The sequence below is a fragment of the Variovorax ureilyticus genome, assembly GCF_037889935.1.
GTDB lineage: Bacteria > Pseudomonadota > Gammaproteobacteria > Burkholderiales > Burkholderiaceae_C > Variovorax > Variovorax ureilyticus.
Genome location: NZ_JBBKZU010000016.1, coordinates 49,645 through 67,805 on the forward strand (window position 1 = coordinate 49,645; position 18,161 = coordinate 67,805).

At 67.7% G+C, this 18,161-nt stretch carries 17 protein-coding genes; 13 read left to right on the plus strand and 4 right to left on the minus strand.

Annotated elements, in window-relative coordinates; genetic code table 11:
* The first annotated feature begins 36 nt into the window (after nucleotides 1–36).
* Together WKW77_RS28095 and WKW77_RS28100 are read left to right on the plus strand one after the other, a co-directional pair.
* The gene (locus WKW77_RS28095) at nucleotides 37–972 is read left to right on the plus strand and encodes a LysR substrate-binding domain-containing protein (protein ID WP_340360189.1); all 936 of its coding nucleotides are present in this window, start codon (nucleotides 37–39) and stop codon (nucleotides 970–972) included.
* 67 nt (nucleotides 973–1,039) lie between these two features.
* Entirely contained in the window at nucleotides 1,040–1,837 is a 798-nt protein-coding gene (locus tag WKW77_RS28100; protein ID WP_340360190.1) for a ProQ/FINO family protein, read from the plus strand.
* Between the two features lie 62 nt (nucleotides 1,838–1,899).
* Here WKW77_RS28100 and WKW77_RS28105 read toward each other — a convergent pair whose 3' ends face one another.
* Nucleotides 1,900–4,074 (minus strand): malate synthase G, encoded by a 2,175-nt coding sequence (locus tag WKW77_RS28105; protein WP_340360191.1) that lies wholly within the window; start codon nucleotides 4,072–4,074, stop codon nucleotides 1,900–1,902.
* 173 nt (nucleotides 4,075–4,247) lie between these two features.
* The gene (locus tag WKW77_RS28110; protein ID WP_340360192.1) at nucleotides 4,248–4,988 is read right to left on the minus strand and encodes an IclR family transcriptional regulator; all 741 of its coding nucleotides are present in this window, start codon (nucleotides 4,986–4,988) and stop codon (nucleotides 4,248–4,250) included.
* A 107-nt stretch (nucleotides 4,989–5,095) separates the two neighbouring features.
* Here WKW77_RS28110 and WKW77_RS28115 point away from each other — a divergent pair, with 107 nt between their 5' ends.
* Nucleotides 5,096–6,028 (plus strand): hydroxymethylglutaryl-CoA lyase, encoded by a 933-nt coding sequence (locus WKW77_RS28115; protein ID WP_340360193.1) that lies wholly within the window; start codon nucleotides 5,096–5,098, stop codon nucleotides 6,026–6,028.
* Nucleotides 6,021–7,211 carry a CaiB/BaiF CoA transferase family protein gene (locus WKW77_RS28120; protein ID WP_340360194.1) on the plus strand — a complete coding sequence of 397 codons (1,191 nt, stop codon included), beginning with the start codon at nucleotides 6,021–6,023 and terminating at the stop codon, nucleotides 7,209–7,211. Before WKW77_RS28115 ends, WKW77_RS28120 begins: the two co-directional genes overlap by 8 nt.
* Nucleotides 7,212–7,314: 103 nt before the next feature.
* On the opposite strand, the gene WKW77_RS28125 is transcribed toward WKW77_RS28120, so the two are convergent.
* Nucleotides 7,315–7,698 carry a VOC family protein gene (locus tag WKW77_RS28125; RefSeq protein ID WP_340360195.1) on the minus strand — a complete coding sequence of 128 codons (384 nt, stop codon included), beginning with the start codon at nucleotides 7,696–7,698 and terminating at the stop codon, nucleotides 7,315–7,317.
* 119 nt (nucleotides 7,699–7,817) lie between these two features.
* Here WKW77_RS28125 and WKW77_RS28130 point away from each other — a divergent pair, with 119 nt between their 5' ends.
* From WKW77_RS28130 to WKW77_RS28140, 3 genes are read left to right on the plus strand one after another with little or no spacing between them, the layout of a single operon-like run.
* Entirely contained in the window at nucleotides 7,818–8,777 is a 960-nt protein-coding gene (locus WKW77_RS28130; RefSeq protein WP_340360196.1) for a LysR family transcriptional regulator, read from the plus strand.
* The gene (locus WKW77_RS28135) at nucleotides 8,774–9,232 is read left to right on the plus strand and encodes a DUF2214 family protein (protein WP_340360197.1); all 459 of its coding nucleotides are present in this window, start codon (nucleotides 8,774–8,776) and stop codon (nucleotides 9,230–9,232) included. Before WKW77_RS28130 ends, WKW77_RS28135 begins: the two co-directional genes overlap by 4 nt.
* A gap of 4 nt (nucleotides 9,233–9,236) precedes the next feature.
* Nucleotides 9,237–11,267 (plus strand): fused MFS/spermidine synthase, encoded by a 2,031-nt coding sequence (locus WKW77_RS28140; RefSeq protein ID WP_340360198.1) that lies wholly within the window; start codon nucleotides 9,237–9,239, stop codon nucleotides 11,265–11,267.
* Nucleotides 11,268–11,392: 125 nt separating this feature from the next.
* Here the strand turns inward: WKW77_RS28140 and WKW77_RS28145 are convergent, their stop codons facing one another.
* Nucleotides 11,393–11,650 carry a hypothetical protein gene (locus tag WKW77_RS28145; RefSeq protein WP_340360199.1) on the minus strand — a complete coding sequence of 86 codons (258 nt, stop codon included), beginning with the start codon at nucleotides 11,648–11,650 and terminating at the stop codon, nucleotides 11,393–11,395.
* Nucleotides 11,651–11,782: 132 nt separating this feature from the next.
* On the opposite strand from WKW77_RS28145, the gene argS reads away from it, so the two are divergent.
* From argS to WKW77_RS28175, 6 genes are all read left to right on the plus strand, one after another.
* Nucleotides 11,783–13,456, plus strand: coding sequence for an arginine--tRNA ligase (gene argS, locus WKW77_RS28150; protein ID WP_340360200.1), 1,674 nt, complete (start codon nucleotides 11,783–11,785; stop codon nucleotides 13,454–13,456).
* A 14-nt stretch (nucleotides 13,457–13,470) separates the two neighbouring features.
* Nucleotides 13,471–14,220 (plus strand): SPOR domain-containing protein, encoded by a 750-nt coding sequence (locus WKW77_RS28155; protein WP_340360201.1) that lies wholly within the window; start codon nucleotides 13,471–13,473, stop codon nucleotides 14,218–14,220.
* A gap of 75 nt (nucleotides 14,221–14,295) precedes the next feature.
* On the plus strand, nucleotides 14,296–14,937 hold the full coding sequence (locus tag WKW77_RS28160; protein WP_340360202.1) for a thiol:disulfide interchange protein DsbA/DsbL: 642 nt from the start codon (nucleotides 14,296–14,298) through the stop codon (nucleotides 14,935–14,937).
* A 131-nt stretch (nucleotides 14,938–15,068) separates the two neighbouring features.
* Entirely contained in the window at nucleotides 15,069–15,761 is a 693-nt protein-coding gene (gene lptA / locus WKW77_RS28165) for a lipopolysaccharide transport periplasmic protein LptA (RefSeq protein WP_340360203.1), read from the plus strand.
* Complete coding sequence (gene lptB / locus WKW77_RS28170) at nucleotides 15,758–16,552, plus strand: LPS export ABC transporter ATP-binding protein (RefSeq protein WP_340360204.1); 795 nt, start codon at nucleotides 15,758–15,760, stop codon at nucleotides 16,550–16,552. The genes lptA and lptB overlap by 4 nt, the downstream gene beginning before the upstream one ends.
* 17 nt (nucleotides 16,553–16,569) lie before the next feature.
* Entirely contained in the window at nucleotides 16,570–18,159 is a 1,590-nt protein-coding gene (locus tag WKW77_RS28175) for an RNA polymerase factor sigma-54 (protein WP_340360205.1), read from the plus strand.
* The last annotated feature ends 2 nt before the right edge of the window (nucleotides 18,160–18,161 follow it).

An 18,161-nucleotide genomic window follows, 5' to 3' on the forward strand; every position in this document is an offset into this window, starting at 1 on the left:
CCTCTCGCTGTCATACGGTCATTTGGAACTCGTTGCATGCGTCCAGAGAATGCCAAACCCCTTCCGCCGCCGCTGGCCGAGCTGCCCCCGCTCGAGCTCCTGCGCAGCTTCGAGGCGGCCGCGCGCACCCTGAGCTTCACCGAGGCGGCGGGCGAACTCTTCGTCACCCAGTCGGCGGTCAGCCGTCAGATCCAGCAGCTCGAAGCCAGCCTGGGCGTGATGCTCTTCGAGCGCCGCCATCGCGCGCTCGCGCTGACCGAGCCGGGCCGCATCTACCAGCGCGCCGTCGTCGAAAGTCTGGAGCGGCTGCGCGATGCCTCGGCCCGCGTGCGCGCCGTGCCCGCGCCGCGCCAGGTCGCGCTCACCACCACGCCGGGCTTCGCATCGCTCTGGCTCATCCCGCGCCTGGCGCGCTTCACGGCGGACCATCCGCTGGTCGATGTGCGGGTCTCGGCCACGCTCGAAGTGATGGACCTCGAACGCAGCCGCATCGACGTCGCCGTGCGCTTCGTGCCGATCGGGCGCGGCACCGGGCCGACGCTGTTCGAGGAATCGGTGATGCCGCTGTGCGCGCCGCAGGTCGCCGCCGCCCTGCATGCGCCGGGCGATCTCGTCGATCAGACCCTGCTCACCGTCGACCTCCCGAACCACGCCGAAGCGCCCACTGCCGATTGGGAACCGTGGCTGGAAGTGATGCGGCTCACGGACCTGCGCATGAAGAACACCATGCGCTTCACCCAGTACGCGGACGCGGTCGCCGCTGCCGTGGCGGGGCAGGGCGTGGTCATCGGGCGGCTGCCGCTCCTTCGCGAGCTGGTGCGTTCGGGCCAGCTCGTGGCGCCCTTCGGCGAGGGGGCGGCATCGCGCCGGGGCTATTTCATCGAGACATCGCGCCGCGCGGCCACCAATGCCGATGCGCAGGATTTCGTCCGCTGGCTGCGTGCCGAGGCCGAGGCGGCGCAGCGCGGCTGAGCAAGCGCATTAAAGTGGAGGGCTTGGCCGCCTCGCGCGGCCGTGCATCCACCGACCAGATATTCCGATGACCTCGACGATCGATAACGACGCTGCCGCGCCCGCGGCACCGGTTGAATCCACGGCGCCCGCCGCCCCTCGAAAGCGCCGCCGCCGTGGTGGGCAGAAATCCCGGCCTGCCGAGGCAAGTGCCGGCCAGCAGCCTGCGGCGCAGCCACCCGCCCAGAAGGCCCAGAAGCCCGAGAAGCCCCGGAAAGGCCAACAGAAGCCGGCGCGCAAGGTGCATCCGGTGCTCGAGCGGCTGTTCGAGCTCTATCCGAAGATGTTCGGCGCGCGCTTCCTGCCGCTCAAGCTCGGCGCCTACCAGGACCTGCTTGCGGCGCATCCGGACGAGTTCAAGAAGGAAGACCTGAAGATCGCGCTCGGCCTGCATGCGCGCTCCACGCGCTACCTGGAAGCGGTCGCCGCTGGCGAACAGCGCCATGACCTGAATGGCGTCCCGGTCGAGCCGGTCGCTCCGGAGCATGTGCACCACGCGATCCTCGAAGTCTTCAAGCGCCGGCAGGCGCGCACCGGGGAGGACCTGCGTCCCAAGCTGCGCGAGCGGCTGGTCGCGGCGATCGAAGCTTCGGGCCTTTCGCGCGAGGACTACGTGCTCGCGATGCGCGGCGGCGACGAGACGACCAATGCGGTGCTCGACGAGGCCTTCGCCGAAGTCGGCGCGCGCACCGCGAAGCGTGAGGCGCTGCGCCGCGCTTTCGAGGCCAGCGGCAAGTCCCTCGCGGAGTTCGCCGAGATGTATGGCATGCAGCCCGAGGAAGTCGAGCGGACGTTGCAGCATGCTGCGGCCGGCAAGCCAGCCTGACGTTCCGGCGCCCCAAAGAAAAACGGCACCCCGAGGTGCCGTTTTTTCATCGCCGGGACGAATCAGGCCCCAGCCTTCACCTTCAGCCGCCAAGCATGCAGCAGCGGTTCGGTGTAGCCGCTCGGCTGCTCGACGCCCTTGAACACGAGGTCCTGCGCCGCCTTGTACGCCGCCGAGGTGCCGAAGTTGCCGGCCATGTTCTTGTAGAGCGGATCGCCGGCGTTCTGCTGGTCGACCACGGCGGCCATGCGCTGGAAGGTCGCATCGACCTGGGCCTTCGTCACCACGCCGTGCAGCAGCCAGTTGGCGATGTGCTGGCTGGAGATGCGCAGCGTCGCGCGGTCTTCCATCAGGCCGACGTTGTGGATGTCGGGCACCTTGGAGCAACCCACACCCTGGTCGATCCAGCGCACCACGTAGCCGAGGATGCCCTGCACGTTGTTGTCCAGTTCCTGCTGGCGCTCGGCGTCGGTCCAATCGACCTTCGGCGCGACCGGCACCTTCAGCAGGTCGTTCAGGATGTTGTCGCGCTCGGCCTCGGCGTCGATCTTTTCGAGCTGCTTCTGCACGTCCGCCACGCTGACCTGGTGGTAGTGCAGCGCATGCAGCGTCGCGGCGGTGGGCGAGGGCACCCAGGCGGTGTTCGCGCCGGCCTTCGGGTGGCCGATCTTCTGTTCGAGCATCGCGGCCATCAGGTCCGGCATGGCCCACATGCCCTTGCCGATCTGCGCCTTGCCGCGCAGGCCGCACGAGAGGCCGACCAGCACGTTGTTCTTCTCGTAGGCCTGGATCCACGGCGTGGTCTTCATGTCGCCCTTGCGCAGCATCGGGCCGGCATGCATCGCCGTGTGCATCTCGTCGCCGGTGCGGTCGAGGAAGCCGGTGTTGATGAAGGCCACGCGCGCAGCGGCCTCGGCGATGCAGGCCTGCAGGTTCACGCTGGTGCGGCGCTCCTCGTCCATGATGCCGAGCTTCACGGTGTTGGGCGCGAGGCCGAGCACCTTCTCGACGGCGCCGAACAGCGCGCTTGCGAAAGCGACTTCCGCCGGGCCGTGCATCTTCGGCTTGACGATGTAGACGCTGCCGGTGCGCGAGTTGCCCTTGCGCTGGAGGTCGACGGTGGCGATGGTCGTGGTGATGACCGCGTCCATGATGCCTTCCGGAATCTCCTTGCCGTCGGCGTAGAGGATCGCCGGGTTGGTCATCAGGTGGCCGACGTTGCGCACGAACATGAGCGAGCGGCCGTGCAGCTTGACCGGCTTGCCGTCCGCGCCGGTGTATTCGCGGTCAGGGTTCAGGCCGCGCGTGAAGGTCTTGCCGCCCTTGGAGACTTCTTCCGTCAGCGTGCCTTGCAGGATGCCGAGCCAGTTCGAATAGGCCAGCACCTTGTCTTCGGCATCGACCACCGCCACCGAGTCTTCGAGGTCGAGGATGGTCGAGAGCGCCGCTTCGAGCACCACGTCGCTCACGCCGGCCGCATCGCTCTTGCCGATCGGCGTGCTGCGGTCGATCTGGATGTCCAGGTGGATGCCGTTGTGCTTGATCAGCACCGACTTCGGCGCGGCCGCATCGCCCTGGTAGCCGACGAACTGCTCCGGGTTCTTGAGGCCCGTGCTGCTGCTTTGCAGCGCGACGACCAGCTTGCCGTTCTCGACCTTGTAGCCGGTCGCGTTCTTGTGCGAGCCGTTCTCCAGCGGGGCGGCCTGGTCGAGCACGTTGCGCGCGAACTCGATGACCTTCGCGCCGCGCGCCGGGTTGTAGCCCTTGCCCTTCTCGGCGCCGCCCGTTTCGGGAATGGCATCGGTGCCGTACAGCGCGTCGTACAGCGAGCCCCAGCGTGCATTGGCGGCGTTGAGCGCATAGCGCGCGTTGAGGATCGGCACCACGAGCTGCGGGCCGGCCTGCAGCGCGAGCTCGGCATCGACGTTGGCGGTGGTCGCCTTCACGCCCTTGGGCTGCGGCAGCAGGTAGCCGATCGATTCGAGGAAGGCGCGGTAGGCCGGCATGTCGGCGATCGGGCCGGGATGCGCCTTGTGCCACTTGTCCATCTCGGACTGAAGGCGATCCCGCTCGGCCAGCAGCGCGATGTTCTTGGGCGCGAACTCGCTGACGATAGCGTCGAAGCCCTTCCAGAAGGTCGCGCTGTCCACTCCGGTGGCGGGCAGCACGGTGTCTTCGATGAAGCGGTGAAGCTCGGTGGCGACCTGGAGGCCGTGGACGTTGGTGCGGGCGGTCATGGTTCTTTCTCCTGGGGGAATACGGGGATTCAGTCAGAGACTTTATTCGATACCTGACTGGCGAGTAATAGCCGAAATCGGGTTTTATCGATGACAAAAATGAGGGTAATCGAAGCAGCGCTCCGTCAAACGTGAGCGTACGCCGGGTGAACGCATGCTTCCAGCGTCCGGGGCTAAACGGTCCCGCTCAGCCTCTGCGCCGCCGCGCGCACCGGTTCGATGTAGCCCTCGTCGTAGCGATGCGCCGGCATCGTCAGCGTGACGGCGGCCGCCAGGCTGCCGTCCGCTCGGAACACCGGCGCGGAGATGCCGCCGAGTTCGGCGGTGCGGTCGCCGACCGCCGCGTAGTAGCCCTGCGCGCGGATCGACTGACAGAGCTTGCGGTCCTTCGCGCCCCGTGGCCACTCGGTTTCGGGCCCGAACGCGATGAGGACCCGCGCACCCGCGCCGCGATCGGCCGGCAGCAGCTCGCCGGCCCGCACGTGATCGCGCACCGGATGCGGCGAATCGACCCTGTAGAGGCACAGCCTCGCCCAGCCGTCGCCCTGCGGCTGCCGGACGTGGTACGCCGCGCTTTCGCCGGTGGCGGCGACGAGGTCGCGCAACACCGGCATCACGATGCCTTCAAGCGAGAACGACGCGGCGTACAGGCCGTGCAGCCGCGCGATTTCCGCGCCGAGCGCGTACCGGCCGTCCTCCTGCCGGTGGATCAGGCGCGCATGCTCCAGCGATGCGAGCAACCGCAGCACCGTGCTCTTGTAAAGCTGCGTGCGCTCGGCAAGCTGGGTGAGCGTCAGCGCGCCATCCCCGGCCTGGAATGACGCGAGAAGGCTCAGCGCGCGGTCCACTGCGGCCGCGCCGCCGGGCGCCGCGTTGAGGTCGGACGCCGATTCGGTCTGGGCTTTGCGTGGCATGGGCTTCCTTGACAGCGGGGACGATCGCCGGTTTAATTCTGTTCAACGGAATTTAGTTCTGCAAGATAGAACTGTCAATTCCATCCGAACCTTAGGAGACAGTTCCAGTGAATCCCCCCGACATCCTCATCAGCGAGGTCGGTCCGCGCGACGGCCTGCAATCGGTCAAGGCCACCATGCCCACCGCGGACAAGCTGCGCTGGATCGACGCGCTCTACGCGGCCGGCGTGCGCGAGATCGAAGTGGCCTCGTTCGTGCCGGCGCGCTTGCTGCCGCAGATGGCCGACGCCGCCGAGGTCGTGCGCCACGCGGTGACGCTGCCCGGCCTGACCGTGATGGCGCTCGTCCCCAACCGCAAGGGCGCCGAAGCGGCGCTCGCGGCCGGCGTGCACAAGCTGACGATGCCGGTGTCCGCGAGCGCGGCGCATTCGCTAGCGAACGTGCGCAAGACGCGCGAGGAGATGGTGCAGGAGGTCCGCGCGATTTCCGACCTGCGCCGCGAGATCGCGCCGCACGTCAAGCTCGAGGCCGGCATTTCCACCGCCTTCGGGTGCACCTTGCAGGGCGAGGTGCCGGAGGACGAAGTGATCCGGCTCGCGGCGCAATGCGTCGCCGCAGGCGCGGACGAGTCGGGGCTTTCGGACACCGTGGGCTATGCCAATCCCGCGCAGGTGCGCCGGCTGTTCCGCCGCCTGCGCGCGGAGATCGGCGACAAGGCCGGCGCCGCGCACATGCACAACACCCGCGGCCTCGGGCTCGCGAACTGCCTTGCGGCTTATGAAGAGGGGGTTCGCACCTTCGATGCATCGCTCGGTGGCCTCGGCGGCTGTCCCTATGCACCCGGGGCCTCGGGCAATGTCGTCACCGAAGACCTCGTCTTCATGTTCGAGGCCATGGGCTTGCGCACCGGCATCGACATCCAGAAACTCATCGCGGCGCGCGCGCCGCTCATCGCCGGCCTGCCGGGCGAACCGGTCTACGGGATGACGCCCGAGGCCGGCCTGCCCAAGGGCTTCACGCAAGGAGCCGTTCATGTCTGAGTCCACTCCGCTGCCTTACGCCGGCGTCCGCGTCGTCGAGTTCACCCACATGGTCATGGGCCCGACCTGCGGCATGCTGCTGGGCGATCTCGGCGCCGAGGTCATCAAGGTCGAACCGATCGAAGGCGACAGCACCCGTCGCCTGCTCGGTTCGGGCGCGGGCTTCTTTCCGACCTTCAACCGCAACAAGAAGAGCATCGCGCTCGACCTCAAGCAGCCCGAAGGCGTGGAGGCTGCGCTGCGTCTCATCGCGACCGCCGACATCGTGAGCGAGAACTTCAAGCCCGGCACGATGAAGAAGCTGGGGCTCGACTACGAGAGCCTGAAGAAGCTCAAGCCGCGCCTCATCTACGTGAGCCACAAGGGCTTCCTGCCCGGCCCTTACGACCACCGCACCGCGCTCGACGAAGTGGTGCAGATGATGGGCGGCCTCGCCTACATGACCGGCCGCGTGGGCGACCCGCTGCGCGCCGGCACCAGCGTCAACGACATCATGGGCGGCATGTTCGGTGCCATCGGCGCGATGGCCGCGCTGCGCCAGCGCGAGCAGACCGGCCAGGGCTGCGAGGTGCAGTCGGCGCTGTTCGAGAACAACATCTTCCTCGTCGCGCAGCACATGATGCAGTTCGCCGCGACAGGCAAGGCGGCGGACCCGATGCCGAGCCGCATCTCGGCCTGGGGGATCTACGACGTCTTCACGGTGAAGGACGGCGAGCAGATCTTCCTCGCGGTGGTCAGCGACAAGCAGTGGGCGATCTTCTGCAAGGCCTTCGGGCTCGACGAGATGTTTGCGGACCCGCGCCTCAGGACCAACAACGACCGCGTGCTCGCGCGCGAATGGATGATGCCGATCCTGCGCTCGCAGCTTGCGAATCGCAGCGCGGCGGAGCTCAGCGCGGTGTTCGAGGAGAACGAGCTGCCCTTTGCGCCGATCACCAAGCCGCAGGACCTGTTCGACGATCCGCACCTCAACGCCACCGGCGGCCTCGCGCCGGTGCGCATGAACGACGGCAGCGAGTCGAAGGTGCCGCTGATGCCGTTCACCATCGGCGGCGAGCGCCTCGGCATCCACCAGCAGCCGCCGCTGATCGGCGAGCACACGGACGAACTGCTGCGCGAGGTCGGCTATAGCGACGCGCAGATCGCCACGCTCAAGACGAGCGCCGTCACCCGCGGCGTCTGACCCCAAAGCCAGGAACCCCGCGGAACCGGCTTCGCCGGGCCGCCGGGGTTGCCCCCTGGAGGGGGGAGGCGGCTACACGAAGTGAGCAAGCAACCGGGGTCGCTCAAATATCTTCGTGAAGGCAGAGGATGTTGCCTTCGGGGTCCTCGAACCACGCCGCCTTTTCCGAGCCGAGCACGCAGACGTGTTCGACGGTCTTCAGCCCGGGCAGGTCGTAGTCGGCGAACCGCACGCCCCGCTTCTCCAGCGCGGCCACCGAATCTGAAATGTTCTCGACGCGAAAGCTCACCGCCGTGTGCTCCGCCTTCGTGCCTTCGGGCCTCGGAAAAAGCGCCAGCTCGGTGCCGCCGCAGCGGTAGATGAATTTGCCGTCCGGCTTGGCGCCGAGCGGCTCCAGGCCGAGCGCGTCTTCGTAGAACCTGCGCGCGCGGTCCAGGTCCTTCACGGGCAACATGCACGTGACGCTGCTTGCGGAAAGTGGGTTCATGGCGTGCTCCGGCGGGTTTCCGAAGTCTCGTGTTCTAGGCCGATCGGGCCTCCAGCGCAATGCCGCCGGCGCCATCGACTGGCGGCCGGCGCGTGCAAGCAGGCATCATTGGCGCCGCCATGGACCGACTCAAGCAACTCGAATCCTTCGTCTCGATCGCCACCCGCGGCAGCCTCACCGCGGCGGCAAAGGCGGAAGGCGTCGCGCCCGCCATCATCGGGCGGCGCATCGACGGGCTCGAGGAGCGGCTCGGGGTCAAGCTGCTGGTGCGCACCACGCGCCGCATCGCGCTCACGCACGAGGGCAGCGCGTTCCTGGAGGATTGCCAGCGGCTGCTGACAGAGCTCGCCAACGCCGAGGCGAGCGTAAGCGCCGGCGGCATTAAGGCCAGCGGTCATCTGCGGGTGACCGCGCCGGCGGGCTTCGGGCGCCGGCACGTCGCACCGCTGGTGCCGCGCTTTCACGAACTGCATCCGGAAGTGACCCTCTCGCTCAACCTCAGCGACCGCGTGATCGACGTGGCCGGCGAGAACTTCGATTGCGCGGTGCGCGTCGGCGACTTGCCCGATTCATCGCTGGTGAGTGTTCGCCTTGCCGACAACCGGCGCCGGTGCGTGGCGACGCCGGAGTTCGTTCGCCGTCATGGCGCGCCCAAGAATCCGTCGGAGCTGGCGCGCTTCGACTGCCTGAGCCTGTCGAGCGATGCCTCGCAGACGCGGGGCTGGGCGTTCCGCGTGCCGACGGCCAACGGCGAGCACGAGGTGATCCACCTCAAGCCCTCGGGGCCGCTCGATTGCTCGGACGGCCAGGTGCTGCACGACTGGTGCCTCGCCGGCCACGGCATCGCGTGGCGCAGCACCTGGGAGGTCGAAGCCGAGATCGACGCCGGCCTGCTGGTGCCGCTGCTCGACGATTTCGCCGCGCCGCCGAACGGCATCTTCGCGGTCTTCCCGCAGCGCAAGCACCTGCCGCTGCGGGTGCGGCTCTGGCTCGATTTTCTGAAAGCGCACTATGCGCGTCCGGAGTTCTGGGGCGGCACAATCGCTCGGCCGTCGACCACCGAGGAACCTCACCGATGACGCTTGAAGCCATTCTTGCCTACCTGCACATCCTGGCCATCCTGACGATGGTCGTCTTCATCTCCAGCGAGGCGGCGTTGTGCCGGGTCGAGTGGATGAATGCGGCGGTGGTCGAGCGGCTCGGCCGGGTCGACATGGTGTACGGCATCGCGGCCGTCGCGGTGCTCGCGACCGGCGTCGCGCGCACCTGGTGGGGCATGAAGGGCACCGCGTGGTACTGGACCAACCCGCTGCTGCACCTGAAGCTGACGCTCTTCATCATCGTCGGCCTGCTGTCGATCCGGCCGACGATGACCTATTCGCGCTGGCGCAAGGCGTTGCGCTCGAGCGGCGCGCTGCCGGACGAGGCCGAAGTGCGCAAGACGCGCAAGCAGGTGATGGTGCAGGCGCACATCATCGCGTTGATCCCGCTGGCCGCGGTGTTCCTCGCGCGCGGCTTCGGAGCCAGGGGCTAGCGCCATGTCGCCTGCGACCTCCAGGGCGCTGTTCGCCGGCACCATCTTCGCGAGCGCTTTCCTGCTCTTTCTCGTCCAGCCGCTGATCGCCAAGCAGATCCTGCCGTGGTTCGGCGGATCGGCGGCGGTGTGGTCGATCTGCATGGTGTTCTTCCAGGTGGTCCTGCTGGCCGGCTATGCCTATTCCGACTGGGTCACCCGGCGTCTGGCGTCCCGCATGCAGGCGCGGGTGCACATCGGGCTGCTGCTGGCGAGCCTCGCCTTCCTGCCCATCGTGACGAATCCGCGCTGGAAGCCGACCGGCACCGAGGATCCGACGCTTTGGATCCTCGGCCTCCTGATGGGCACGATCGGGCTGCCGTACTTCCTTCTCTCGACCACCGGGCCGCTGGTGCAGTCCTGGGTCGCGCGCACGCCGTGGGGTGCGCAGGTCTACCGGTACTTCTCGCTGTCGAACTTCGCTTCGCTCGCCTCGCTGCTGGCCTATCCGGTGCTGATCGAGCCGCGCAGCTCGCTGGTGCAGCAGGCGTGGGGCTGGTCGGCGGGCTATGCCGCGTTCGTGCTGCTGTGCACCGGGACTGCGCTGCATGTCTCGCGGCGCTGGCCGGCCGGGGCGCCGGTCGCGGCGTCCAGCAGGGCCGTTGCGCCATCGACCCGGCCGGTGGCCGGCGACTACCTCATGTGGCTCGCACTGCCGGCCCTCGGATCCTGGCTGCTGCTGGCGATCACCAACCACCTCACGCAGAACGTGGCGGCGATTCCCTTCCTCTGGGTGCTGCCGCTGTCGGTGTATCTGCTGACCTTCGTGCTGACCTTCGAGAGCGATCGCTGGTATCGGCGCGCGGTCTTCGTGCCGCTCGCCGCCGCGATGCTCGCGCTGTGCGCCTTCGGCTTGCAGGACAACCTCGGCACCAACTTGCGCACCGCGCTGCCGATCTACGTCGTCGGCCTGTTCGCGCTGTGCATGTTCCTGCACGGCGAGATGGCGCGGCTGCGGCCGGGCGGGGCGTATCTCACGCGCTTCTACCTGATGCTGTCGCTGGGCGGCGCGCTCGGCGGCGTGAGCGTGGGACTGATCGCGCCGCACGTGCTGCCGGCCTATTACGAGCTCGGCGTGGGGCTGATGCTGTGCGCCCTGATCGCCGCGGTGCTCTGGCGGCAGCGCCGCGCCGGCATGGCGGCATCGCTCGGCCTGGCCGCCGCCTGTGCGTGGTTCCTCGCGCTGCAGGTCACGGGCGATGCGTCCGGGGCACGCCGCATGGAGCGCAACTTCTACGGCACGCTGCTCACGCTCGACACCTTCCGCGGCGATGCGAAGGAAAGGGTTCGCCAGATGTACCACGGCTCCGTCAAGCACGGAGAGCAGTACCTCGCGGCCTCGCGCCGGCGCGAGCCGACCACGTACTACGGCCGCTCATCCGGCATCGGCCTCGCGATCGAATCGGCACCTGCCCGAGGCCGCCGGGTGGGCCTGATCGGCTTGGGCGCCGGCACGCTAGCCGCCTATGGCCGCACCGGCGACGTCTACCGCATCTACGAGATCAACCCCGAGGTGTTCACGCTGGCCGACAGTGAGTTCAGCTTCCTCGCCGATAGTCGCGCCCGCATCGAGCGCGTGCTCGGTGACGCGCGGCTGGCGCTGGAGCGCGAGAGCCCGATGGCCTTCGACGTGCTCGCCGTCGATGCCTTTTCAGGCGATTCGGTGCCGATCCACCTGATCACCTGCGAGGCGATGGACATCTACTGGAAGCACATGAAGCCGGACGGCATCGTGGCCTTCCATGTGACCAACCGCTTCCTCGCGCTGGCGCCGGTGGTCGAGAAGATCGCGCTGGCGAAGGGCTTGCATGTCGCCTTCGTGCACGATGAGCCGGCTGATCCGGGCTTGCGCAACACGGATTGGGTGCTTGTCGCGCGTGATCCGAACGTGCTGAAGCGCGACCCCATCCGTCGCGCCAGTTCGGAAATCGCGCCGATCCCAGGCCTTCAGGCCTGGACCGACGACTACAACAACCTCTTCGGAGTATTGAAGTAAGACCGCACGGTGGTCGGCGAAGCCAGGCCAGTTCGGAGAACCCCGCGGAACCGGCGTCGCCGGGCCGCTGGGGTTGCCCCCTGCAAGGGGGTGTCAGAGCCACACGAAGTGGGCGAGGCTGGGGGTTAGCCCTCCTTTTCGCACTTCTTCATGAAGCTGTTCTTGGCGGCGCCAGCCAAGGGCTTGCCGTTCTTGTCGATCGCCTTGGTGGCGCAGGTGGCCGACATGGCCGCCTTGGCGTCCTTCTCGCACTTCTTGACGAAGCTGGTCTTGGCGGCGCCGTTGAGTTTCTTGTCCGCGGCCTGGGCATCGCAGGTCTGCGCGTGTGCCACGCCGAAGGAGAGGGTGGCGCCCAGAGCCAACAGGGAAAGGAGTTTTTTCATGATGGAGGAATCCTTGAGGTTGGGTTGCGACAGGTGTCCCCCGCCGCCGGGGCTGCCCACCCTAACGGTCCATCTTGACTGTTGGATGACGTTCGTCACAGATCGTTATCCTGCCCCTCGTAAAATCCCGCGATGCTATTGGTCAAACAGGAGCTGCTCGCGGCACTCGCGGACACGCTCGAATCCCTCTCGCCCGGCGCCGGCAGCAAGGCCGCGTTCGAGTCCCCCAAGGTTGCGGCGCATGGCGACTTCGCCTGCACGGCGGCCATGCAGCTCGCCAAGCCCCTGCAGCGCAAGCCCCGCGAACTCGCGGAACAGATCAGCGCGGCGCTGATGGCGACGCAAGTCTTCGCCCAGTGGGTGGATGCGATCGAGATCGCCGGACCCGGCTTCCTCAACATCCGCCTCAAGACCGCCGCCAAGCAGCAGGTGGTGCGCGAGGTGCTCACCGCGGGCGACCACTTCGGCGCGCAGCCCAGGGACGGCGAGCGCGTGCTGGTGGAATTCGTCTCCGCCAACCCGACCGGCCCGCTGCACGTGGGCCACGGCCGCCAGGCGGCGCTCGGCGACGCGATCTGCAACCTGCTCGCCACGCAGGGCCACGACGTCTATCGCGAGTTCTATTACAACGACGCCGGCGTCCAGATCCAGACACTGGCAAACAGCACGCAACTGCGCGCCAAGGGCCTCAAGCCAGGCGACGCCGGATGGCCCGAACAGGCCTACAACGGCGAATACATCGCCGACATCGCCGAGGACTTCAAGGCGAAGAAGACCGTGCGATCGGACGACCGCGAGTTCACCGCGAGCGGCGACGTCGAGGACATCGACTCGATCCGCCAGTTCGCCGTCGCCTATCTGCGCCACGAACAGGACCTGGACCTCAAGGCCTTCCAGGTCCGGTTCGACAACTACTACCTCGAGTCGAGCCTCTACACCAGCGGTCGCGTCGAGGCGACGGTCAAGAAGCTCGTCGAGGCCGGAAAGACCTACGAGCAGGACGGCGCGCTGTGGCTCAGGTCCACCGAGTACGGCGACGACAAGGACCGCGTCATGCGCAAGGGCGACGGCACCTACACCTACTTCGTGCCGGACGTGGCCTATCACATCGCCAAGTGGGAGCGCGGCTTCCACCAGGTGGTGAACATCCAGGGCACCGACCATCACGGCACGATCGCGCGCGTGCGCGCCGGCCTGCAGGCAGCGGGTGTGGGCATTCCGGCCGGCTACCCCGACTACGTGCTTCACACCATGGTGCGTGTCATGCGCGGCGGCGAAGAGGTCAAGATCAGCAAGCGCGCCGGCAGCTACGTCACGCTGCGCGACCTGATCGAATGGACCAGCACCGATGCGGTGCGCTTCTTCCTGCTCAGCCGCAAGCCCGACACCGAATACACCTTCGACATCGACCTCGCGCTCGCGCAGAACAACGACAACCCGGTCTACTACGTGCAGTACGCGCATGCGCGCATCTGCTCGGTGCTGGCGGCATGGGGCGGTGATGTGGCGTCGCTCGGCAATGTCGACCTGTCGCCGCTGCAGAGCCCGGCCGCACAGGCGCTCCTGCTCCAGCTCGCGAAGTACCCCGCCATGCTCACCGGCGCGGCCAAGGATTTCGCGCCGCACGACGTCACCTTCTACCTGCGCGAACTGGCTGCCAGCTACCACAGCTACTACGACGCCGAGCGGATCTTGGTCGACGAGGAGCCGGTCAAGTTCGCCCGCCTTGCGCTGGTCGCTGCCACCGCGCAGGTGCTGCACAATGGCCTCGCTGTTCTCGGCGTGAGCGCGCCGCAGAAGATGTGATTTCGACTCCCACCATGAAGCAAAGACAAAGCGGCAACATCGTCATCGGCCTGATCATCGGACTGGTGCTCGGCCTGGGCGTGGCGCTCGGCATCGCGGTCTACGTGACCAAAGTGCCGATCCCGTTCATGACGAAAACACAGCGCAGCGGCCCCGAACAGGACGAGGCCGAGGCGCGAAAGAACCGCGACTGGGATCCCAATGCGCCGCTCGCGGGCAAGGCCGGGCAGCAGCCTGCACGCCCGCCCGCGACGACCGCGAACGCGAATCCGACGACGGCCCCGACCCAGCCGGCGACCGTCGGTCCGCTCAATCCGCCGAGCGCGCCGGTGCCGGTCGTGGTCGCGCCGAGCGCCAAGAGCGCCGAGGCCGCCCCCGCGCGTCCCCGTACGGCGCCCGTTCCCGCTGAGGCGAACGCGACGCCGTCGAGCGATCCGCTGGGCGACCTCGCCCGGGCGCGCGCCGGCATCGGCGGCGGCAGCACGTCGACCGCCAGCGCCGCCCACAGCGCCGGCACGGGTTCCGATCCGTTCATCTACTTCGTGCAGGCGGGTGCCTTCCGTACCAACGAAGACGCCGAGGCCCAGCGCGCCAAGCTCTCGCTGATGGGCGTCGAGGCCAAGGTCACCGAGCGCGAGCAGTCCGGCCGAACCGTCTACCGGGTGCGCGCGGGTCCTTTCAACAAGAAGGAAGACGCCGACCTGCTCAAGGAACGGCTCGACGGCGGCGGACTGGAATCCGCCCTGGTCCGGGTCCAGCGCTGAACTTTCTTTACTTCGCTTGTCCGGGGAACTCGCCCCGGAGCGCAGGCTCTGTCAGCCGCATAGGAGAACTCATTAATGAAACGTCGTGACTTTTCGCTGGCCGCAGCTTCGCTGGGTCTTCTTCCGCTGGCTTCCCACGCACAGGCGCGCGCGCCGAAGGCAGGAACCGACTACATCGTGCTCGGCACGCCGATGCCGGTCGACGCACCGGCCGGCAAGGTGGAAGTGGTGGAATTCTTCTCGTACAACTGCCCGCACTGCGCCGCTTTCGAGCCGCAACTGGAAGCCTGGATCAAGAAGCTGCCGCCCAACGTCGTCTTCCGGCGCATCCCCGTGCCCTTCGTGGGCAACGACACCGAAGCCAAGCAGCGCCTGTACTACACGCTCGAGGCGATGGGCAAGGTGGATGAATTCCAGCCGAAGCTCTTCGACGCCATCCACAAACAGCGCCAGCCGCTGTTCGGCGACGCAGCCATCCTCGCGTGGTCCGAGAAGCAGCCGGGCCTGGACGCCAAGAAGTTCGCCGAGCTCTACAAGTCCTTCTCGGTCGCCGGCAAGGCCAAGCGCGCGGCCCAGCTCACCAACGATTACCGCGTGGCCGGTGTTCCGGCACTGGGCGTGGCCGGCCGCTGGTACGTCGACGGCGACACCGCCGGCTCGCTCGACCGCGCGTTGCAGGTCGTCGAGTACCTGATCGGCGAAGCCAAGAAGAGCTGAGCGCTTGGTCCGGGGCGGTCGCTGCGGCCGCCCCGCCTTCTCGCAAAGCCCGCCTCGGCGGGCTTTTTCATCCTGGCCGCGAAACCCCGGCCAACGGCCGCATACAATCGTGCAGCAAGTTTCGTGCCTTTATGAATTCGCCATCCCATATTCCCTCCCTTCGTCACCTCGGCCGCGCGGTCGTGCTGGCCCTGGCATTGGCGGGCATCGGTTCCGTCGCCCAGGCTGAAAAGGCCGACCGGGTCAAGCCGATGAACATCGAGGCGGACTCGATGCGCTACGACGACCTCAAGCAGACGAGCGTCTTCACCGGCAACGTGGTGGTCACCAAGGGCACGATCACCATCCGGGGTGAACGCATCGACGTGCGGCAGGACCCGGAGGGCTACCAGTACGGCGTGGTCACGGCCGCGCCCGGCAAGCTGGCCTACTACAAGCAGAAGCGCGACGCCGGCAGCGACGAATGGATCGAGGGCGAAGCCGAAACCATCGAATACGACAGCCGCGCCGACAACGTGAAGTTCATCCGCCGCGCTGTGATGCGCCGCCTGATCGGCGCGACGCCCAATGACGAAAGCAGCGGTCCGCTGATCGTCTACGACCAGAGCAACGACACCTTCACGGTCAACGGGGCCGGTCTGCCGCCGAATGCCGGCGTCGCGAGCCAGCCGAGCGGCCGCGTCCGCGCCATCCTCACGCCCAAGCCCGCCGCCCCGGCCCAACCCTCGGCCGGCGGCAAGACCCCGGCGCCGGCGGCCGAAACGCCCGCGCCTGGAAAGGGCCTGCGCTCCACCACCACTTTGGGCGGAGAAGCAAAGAAGTGATCGAAACCGCTGGCATCAACGACAACGCGGATTTCGCCGGCAGCCGTCTCGAAGCGCGCGGGCTGCAGAAGTCCTATGGAAGCCGCAAGGTGGTCAAGGACGTGTCGCTCGGCGTGCAGAAAGGCGAAGTCGTCGGCCTGCTGGGGCCGAACGGTGCAGGCAAGACCACCTCGTTCTACATGATCGTGGGGTTGGTCCGCGCCGATGCCGGCGAGATCACCATCGACGGCGAGCCGATCGAGCACATGCCGATCCATCGTCGCTCGCGCATGGGCCTGAGCTACCTGCCGCAAGAGGCTTCGATCTTCCGCAAGCTCACCGTGGAGGAGAACGTGCGCGCCGTGCTCGAACTCCAGCGCGAACCCGATGCCAACGGCCGGCCGGTGACGCTGTCGAAGCAACGCATCGCGGAGCGCCTGGCCGAACTGCTGGCCGACCTGCGCGTCGACCACCTTCGCGACTCGCCGGCGCTGGCGCTTTCGGGCGGCGAGCGCCGCCGGGTCGAGATCGCCCGCGCCCTGGCCACGCAACCGCGCTTCATCCTGCTCGACGAGCCGTTCGCGGGCATCGACCCGATCGCGGTCATCGAGATCCAGCGGATCATCAGCTTCCTGAAGGAGCGCGGCATCGGCGTGCTGATCACCGACCACAACGTGCGCGAGACGCTCGGCATCTGCGACCACGCATTCATCATCAGCGACGGGCACGTCCTGGCGCAGGGCACGCCGTCGGAGATCGTCGACAACGCCGAGGTGCGGCGCGTCTACCTCGGCGAGCATTTCCGCATGTAAGGCGAGGTTCCGGGGTCATGAAACAGGGTCTCTCGCTGCGGGTTTCGCAGCATCTCGCGCTGACTCCCCAGCTCCAGCAGTCGATCCGGCTGCTGCAGCTCTCCACGCTGGAGCTCTCCCAGGAAGTCGAGCAGATGCTCGACGAAAACCCCTTCCTCGAACGTACCGTCGAGGATGCGCCGCGGGAGGAGTTCGGGCTGGAAACCGCCGACGCGCCGGTGCGCGAAGACGATCGCCTCGCGGAAAGCGACGGCGACTTCGTCAGCGGCGCATCGTCTTCGCTGTCCGACACCGCGACCGCCTCCGCCACCGGCGATGCGGAGCCGGCGGTCGCGGAGGGCTTCGATGGCGAGCCCGACTGGGAGGGCGACGGCACCGTCGACCTCGCGCCCGACGACAGCGAATGGGGCAGCGACGCCCCCGCGCGCACCAACAACCTCGGCGACGACGAGCGCGCCGACGCGACCGAACTCGCGCGCAGCCAGGAGTCGCTCCAGTCCTATCTGCACCGGCAGGCGCTGGCGCTGCGCCTTGGCGACACCGACCGCGCGGCGCTGCGCTTTTTGATCGAATCGCTCAACGACGACGGCTACCTCGAGGATTCGCTGCCGGCGCTGGCATCCGGACTGGCCGGCGACGACAACGACCAGTTCGACGACCTCGTGCATCACTTCCAGGTGGCGCTCGGCCTGCTCCAGAGCCTGGAGCCCGCCGGCGTCGGTGCGCGCAACCTCGGCGAGTGCCTCACGATCCAGCTTCGCGCCCTCGCGCACGAGGACGAGACCGAGGAAGAAGAAGAGATCCGCAAGACCGCGATCGCGATCTGCAAGCAGCCGATGGAGCTGCTCGCCAAGCGCGATTTCAAGCGGCTCGCCACGCTCACCCGCAGCAACGAGGAAGAAGTCCGCGCCGCGCTGCAGCTCATCGCGAAGCTCGAGCCCAAGCCGGGCCGCCGCTTCGTGGACGTGGAGCGCAACGTCGTCATCCCCGACGTGATCGTCACGCGCGTGGGCAACGGCGGCAACGCGAAGTTCCGCGTCATGCTCAACCCCGAGGTGATGCCGCGGCTGCGCGTGCACGACATCTACGCCGGTGCGCTCAAGCAGCACAAGGGCGAGGGCAGCCAGGCGCTGTCGCAGCGCCTGCAGGAGGCGCGCTGGTTCATCAAGAACATCCAGCAGCGCTTCGACACGATCCTGCGCGTGTCGAACGCGATCGTCGAACGGCAGAAGAACTTCTTCGTGCACGGCGAGCTCGCGATGCGCCCGCTGGTGCTGCGCGAGATCGCGGACGAGCTCGGCCTGCACGAATCGACCATCAGCCGCGTGACCACCGCCAAGTACATGGCGACGCCCTACGGCACGGTCGAACTCAAGTACTTCTTCGGCTCGGCACTCGGGACCGAGACCGGCGGCAATGCGTCGAGCACCGCGGTGCGCGCGCTCATCAAGCAGTTCGTCACCGCCGAGGACCAGAAGAAGCCGCTGTCGGACAGCCAGATCTCCGAGATGCTCAAGGAGCAGGGCATCGAGTGCGCGCGCCGCACCGTGGCCAAGTACCGCGAGGCCTTGCGCATCGCGCCGGCGAACCTGCGCAAGGCGCTCTGATC

Excerpts from the sequence above, each read along its gene's own strand:
- WKW77_RS28095 (WP_340360189.1), top strand. The coding sequence starts at position 37 with ATGCGTCCAGAGAATGCCAAACCCCTTCCGCCGCCGCTGGCCGAGCTG.
- WKW77_RS28100 (WP_340360190.1), top strand. The coding sequence starts at position 1,040 with ATGACCTCGACGATCGATAACGACGCTGCCGCGCCCGCGGCACCGGTT.
- WKW77_RS28105 (WP_340360191.1), bottom strand. The coding sequence starts at position 4,074 with ATGACCGCCCGCACCAACGTCCACGGCCTCCAGGTCGCCACCGAGCTT.
- WKW77_RS28110 (WP_340360192.1), bottom strand. The coding sequence starts at position 4,988 with ATGCCACGCAAAGCCCAGACCGAATCGGCGTCCGACCTCAACGCGGCG.
- WKW77_RS28120 (WP_340360194.1), top strand. The coding sequence starts at position 6,021 with ATGTCTGAGTCCACTCCGCTGCCTTACGCCGGCGTCCGCGTCGTCGAG.
- WKW77_RS28125 (WP_340360195.1), bottom strand. The coding sequence starts at position 7,698 with ATGAACCCACTTTCCGCAAGCAGCGTCACGTGCATGTTGCCCGTGAAG.
- WKW77_RS28130 (WP_340360196.1), top strand. The coding sequence starts at position 7,818 with ATGGACCGACTCAAGCAACTCGAATCCTTCGTCTCGATCGCCACCCGC.
- WKW77_RS28135 (WP_340360197.1), top strand. The coding sequence starts at position 8,774 with ATGACGCTTGAAGCCATTCTTGCCTACCTGCACATCCTGGCCATCCTG.
- WKW77_RS28140 (WP_340360198.1), top strand. The coding sequence starts at position 9,237 with ATGTCGCCTGCGACCTCCAGGGCGCTGTTCGCCGGCACCATCTTCGCG.
- WKW77_RS28145 (WP_340360199.1), bottom strand. The coding sequence starts at position 11,650 with ATGAAAAAACTCCTTTCCCTGTTGGCTCTGGGCGCCACCCTCTCCTTC.
- argS (WP_340360200.1), top strand. The coding sequence starts at position 11,783 with ATGCTATTGGTCAAACAGGAGCTGCTCGCGGCACTCGCGGACACGCTC.
- WKW77_RS28155 (WP_340360201.1), top strand. The coding sequence starts at position 13,471 with ATGAAGCAAAGACAAAGCGGCAACATCGTCATCGGCCTGATCATCGGA.
- WKW77_RS28160 (WP_340360202.1), top strand. The coding sequence starts at position 14,296 with ATGAAACGTCGTGACTTTTCGCTGGCCGCAGCTTCGCTGGGTCTTCTT.
- lptA (WP_340360203.1), top strand. The coding sequence starts at position 15,069 with ATGAATTCGCCATCCCATATTCCCTCCCTTCGTCACCTCGGCCGCGCG.
- WKW77_RS28175 (WP_340360205.1), top strand. The coding sequence starts at position 16,570 with ATGAAACAGGGTCTCTCGCTGCGGGTTTCGCAGCATCTCGCGCTGACT.